The organism is Microcystis sp. M165S2, from assembly GCF_020245885.1.
Classification (GTDB): domain Bacteria; phylum Cyanobacteriota; class Cyanobacteriia; order Cyanobacteriales; family Microcystaceae; genus Microcystis.
This window is the reverse complement of the sequence record NZ_JADBTZ010000164.1, coordinates 1-4,357: the sequence shown is the minus strand read 5'-3', so window position 1 is coordinate 4,357 and position 4,357 is coordinate 1. Positions and strand designations below refer to the sequence as shown.

The following is a 4,357-nucleotide window of genomic DNA, read 5'->3' as shown; positions in this document are numbered from 1 at the left end:
GCGATACATTGGTACTAAGGAGAGAAGATGCAAGGGTTTTGAGTAATTTTAGCAGATTCAGGGGCACCTGAGCGACTCTCAATCTAGCTAAAAGCCTTTTCCTGTAAGGTTTTTAGCTTTATTCAGCAAACCCTAATTAAAGCGAACCCCGGCACTATTTCCCTAGGTCAAGGGATTATTTCCTAATTATCCACCCTAGGAGGTGATCGAATGTATTTCTTTAGACTGGGGGTTTGGCTGGCTGGTTTCCATAATAAGAATTGCTGACCTCTTGAGGTACAATTGACGGCAAAGCGTTTTTGCGCTAAACTATGGGACAAAGAATGCTTTGGCCTTATATAAATGCGAACAATCTATTTTTACGCCCCTGACGAAATCAGACAAAAAAATATCAGGGAAGACCAGACTTTATGGACAGGCGATCCTACCAATTTCGCCGCTTGGATATCGCAAACCTACTTTCATCTTAAACAAGCTGGCTTTCCTTGTGAAATAGCCAGAGAAATCCCGGAGCAAGGAATTTTAATCGCTGACCGAGATACCCTAGATAATGACTATCCTTTCCTGGATAAGGTCATGTTAATTTGTGTCCAAAGCGACAAAGAATATCACCCTTCGGCTCACCTACACATTGTTTATAATCCGTATACTTGGGAGAAGACTAAAGACTCTATTTGGAACCCCCATCTAATTAGTCATTGGCCGATGCCAGGGTTAATTCCCAGAGATAGGGAACGGAACACCCTAGTCGAGAATATTTCTTACATTGGCAACAGGGGTCAGTTGGCAGCGGAATTAAGGTCGGAAGCATGGCCAGAGTCTTTGGATACTCTCAATTGCCATTGGATGCCGATTTGGGATAAATTTCAATGGCACGATTATACTAATCTAGATGTGATTGTAGCCGCCCGTAGTTTTGATTCTCGAAATTATCCTAATAAAGGTTCTATTAAGCTAATTAATGCTTGGCACGCCGGTGTTCCTGCCCTTTTGACTCCAGAGTTAGGCTTTTTAGCAGAAAGAAAGACGGAGTTAGATTTTATTATTATTCACTCTCTAGAGGAAACAATTCAAGCAGTTCGTCGTCTGAAAAGTTCTCCAGAACTTTATCAAAAAATGGTTGAAAACGGTTATAAGAGGGCGAAAGAACACACAATTGAAACCACTTTAAATCAATGGATATCTTTTTTTGAAGATGTGGCTTTTCCCACCTACGACCAATGGTCTGCTTTAAGTCAATTTGAAAAAAGATGGTTGTTCAGTCAGCGATATTTAGCTTTCAAATACGACAGATTTAAACACAAAATAAACAACCTTGGCAAGTCAAAAGCATAATTCAATTCTCGATCGATTATTTCTCCTTCGTACAAAAAATAGTTGATAGCCTTTGTCTTCAAGATAACGACTCCCTAAAACCAGAGAGTTTGTACCTCACCATTAAGATAACTGCTATCAGATAACCTCTGATTCTATCTTTTGGGCTATTCTTAGTTTAGCCGAACGAGAACGAGGATTTTTAGCCTGTTCTTCCCGGCTGGGGATAATCGGCTTTTTCGTGATAATTTTCAACGAATTATCTTTGCGAAAGCCATACTTGATCAGACGATCTTCTAGACTATGAAAACTGATCATAGCGATAATTCCCCCGGATTTTAGCCAGTGGGGGGCTTGATCTAACAATTGTTGGAGAGAATCTAATTCTTGATTAACAGCGATGCGTAGGGCTTGAAAAACCCGCGTTGCCGGATGAATACGCCCATAACGGTAACTAGCGGGGACAGAACTAGCGATGACAGCCGCTAATTCAGTAGTGGTAGTAAAAGGACGTTTTTGGACGATCGAGCGAGCAATAGGACGAGATAAACGTTCTTCTCCGTATTGATAAAAAAGATCTGCTAATTCTTTTTCGTGCCAATGGTTGATAATATCGGCTGCCGTCAGGGATTGACAGCGATCCATCCGCATATCTAAGGCTGCCGTGTGGCGAAAACTAAAGCCGCGCTCGCTCTGATCGAATTGGGGAGAACTGACTCCTAAATCGGCGATAATGCCATCAAAACTGCTATTTTGTCCATTATAATCGGCGAAGTTCCCCCACCAGAGGGTTAAACGGCTATCTAGATAGGGGGCAAGACTAATTTTAGCGGCTTCCAGGGCGCTTTGATCGCGATCGATGGCGGTTACTGTCGTTTCGGGATGAGCTTCTAAAAGCAAGCGGCTGTGTCCACCACCGCCTAGGGTAAGATCGAGATAATGTCCCCCGGGTTGAATATTTAAGCCGGCGATTAATTCTTGACTCAAAACGGGAATATGGGGAAAATCTTGATTCATCTGCTGATAACTTCCTGAAAATGGCGATTTAACCTAGGGTTTGCTGAAAAAGTTTGTTGGTGGGGGCAGGGTGTGGGGTGTGGGGTGTGGGGTGTGGGGTGTAGGGTGTAGGGTTTTACCGATTTTGGGGTAGTCAGTTACCTAATTTTCAGGGAAAAAGTGCCTGAATTTTACCCCCGATCACTCCAATGGTCAGCACTTTTTGAGGGGGAAAAAGTCTAAAAGCCTTATCCAACAAGGTTTTTAGATTTATTCAGCCAACTCTAACCTAAAAATAACTGATAGGCCGGATTTTGACTTTCATCCCAATAGCGATAGCCGAGAGTATCGAGAAAAGCTTGCCATTGATTCATTTCATCGGGGGGGACCTGTATGCCCACGACGATGCGCCCGTAATCGGCCCCGTTATTGCGATAATGGAAAACGCTGATATTCCAGTGGGGACTCATGGAGGCGACAAATTTCATTAAAGCCCCCGGTCGTTCGGGAAACTCGAAGCGATAAAATAATTCATGATCGGCTAAATGCGATCGCCCTCCCACCATGTGGCGCAGATGCAATTTAGTCAATTCGTCATCGCTAATATCGAGGGTTTTAAAGCCGCAAGCTTCAAAACTCTCGGCTAATTTCTTGGCATCGCTGCGATTTTCGATCTGGGCGCCGACAAAAATATGTGCTTCTTTTTCATCGGCAATGCGATAACTAAATTCGGTTAAATTGCGTTTGCCGACACATTCGCAAAAACGGCGTAAACTGCCAGGCTCTTCGGGAATAGTCACAGCATACAACGCCTCGCGCCGTTCCCCTAATTCTGCCCTTTCCGCCACAAACCGCAGACGATCAAAGTTCATATTCGCTCCACAAGCGACAGCAACGAGGGTTTTATCCTCAATTCCTTCTCTTTCTACATAAGCTTTCGCTCCTGCTACCGCTAACGCCCCCGCAGGTTCTAAAATCGAGCGTGTATCTTGAAAAACATCCTTAATCGCCGCACAGATATCATCCGTATCCACGAGGATAATCTCATCCACATACTGCTGACAGAGACGAAAAGTCTCCTCTCCCACCTCGCGCACCGCCACCCCATCGGCAAATAATCCCACTTGGGACAAACGCACCCGATAACCGGCTTTTAGGGATTGATTCATCGCGTCTGAGTCCACAGGTTCCACCCCGATAATTTTAATTTCTGGGCGTAAACGCTTCACATAGGCTGCAATACCTGATACTAGTCCACCGCCACCAATAGCGACAAAAATCGCCTCGATCGGTTGCTGATATTGTCGTAAAATTTCCATACCGATCGTACCCTGGCCGGCGATTACCTCCGGGTCATCGAAGGGATGGATAAAAGTTAAGCCTTTTTCCTGTTCTAACTGCCGCGCGTAGGTGTAGGCATCATCGTAGGTGTCACCGTGCAGGACGACAATCCCGCCCCGGGCTTTTACCGCATCGATTTTGACTTGCGGAGTGGTGACAGGCATAACGATAATCGCTTGGGTTCCCAATTGCCGCGCCCCCAAAGCGACTCCCTGGGCATGATTTCCCGCCGAAGCAGCAATTACACCTTTTTGTAACAAATCCCTTGACAAATGCGCCATTTTGTTGTATGCGCCGCGCAGTTTAAAAGAGAAAACCGACTGCATATCCTCGCGCTTGAGTAAAAGCTGATTGTGCAAGCGTTGGGAGAGATTGGGGGCAAGTTCTAAGGGGGTTTCTTGGGCGACATCGTAAACGCGTGCGGTGAGGATTTGAACCAGGTAATCGCAGTACATTATTCTTTTTTGGCGGTGAGGATTCGCGAGTCAGGTTAGGATCCAGAATAGATCATCGTCGGTCGGGTTAGCAATAAAAGAGCCGTCTGCTTTTTAGCCATCAGCAGTTATTGTAGCGACTGTCTTGATTGTCAAGGGGTAACTCAAAAAACAATCAAGGAGTTGCTGTCGAACCTAAAATCTCAGGCCAGAAAAAAGCGCAGCAAAAACTAAGTCGCTCAGGTTAAACCAAAGCAAGCGCAACCCTTGAT

Annotated in this window: 3 protein-coding genes; 1 reads left to right on the top strand and 2 read right to left on the bottom strand. The window is 45.1% G+C overall.

From position 1 onward, the window contains the following. Positions 1-342: 342 nt before the first annotated feature. Complete coding sequence (locus IM479_RS08535; RefSeq protein WP_149987711.1) at positions 343-1,335, top strand: glycosyltransferase; 993 nt, start codon at positions 343-345, stop codon at positions 1,333-1,335. A gap of 117 nt (positions 1,336-1,452) precedes the next feature. Here IM479_RS08535 and rsmH read toward each other — a convergent pair whose 3' ends face one another. Continuing rightward, positions 1,453-2,331: a 16S rRNA (cytosine(1402)-N(4))-methyltransferase RsmH gene (rsmH, locus tag IM479_RS08530; RefSeq protein WP_287687401.1), complete on the bottom strand. Its 879-nt coding sequence runs from the start codon at positions 2,329-2,331 to the stop codon at positions 1,453-1,455. A 263-nt stretch (positions 2,332-2,594) separates the two neighbouring features. After that, positions 2,595-4,106: a threonine ammonia-lyase, biosynthetic gene (gene ilvA / locus IM479_RS08525; RefSeq protein ID WP_287687399.1), complete on the bottom strand. Its 1,512-nt coding sequence runs from the start codon at positions 4,104-4,106 to the stop codon at positions 2,595-2,597. Positions 4,107-4,357: the final 251 nt, after the last annotated feature.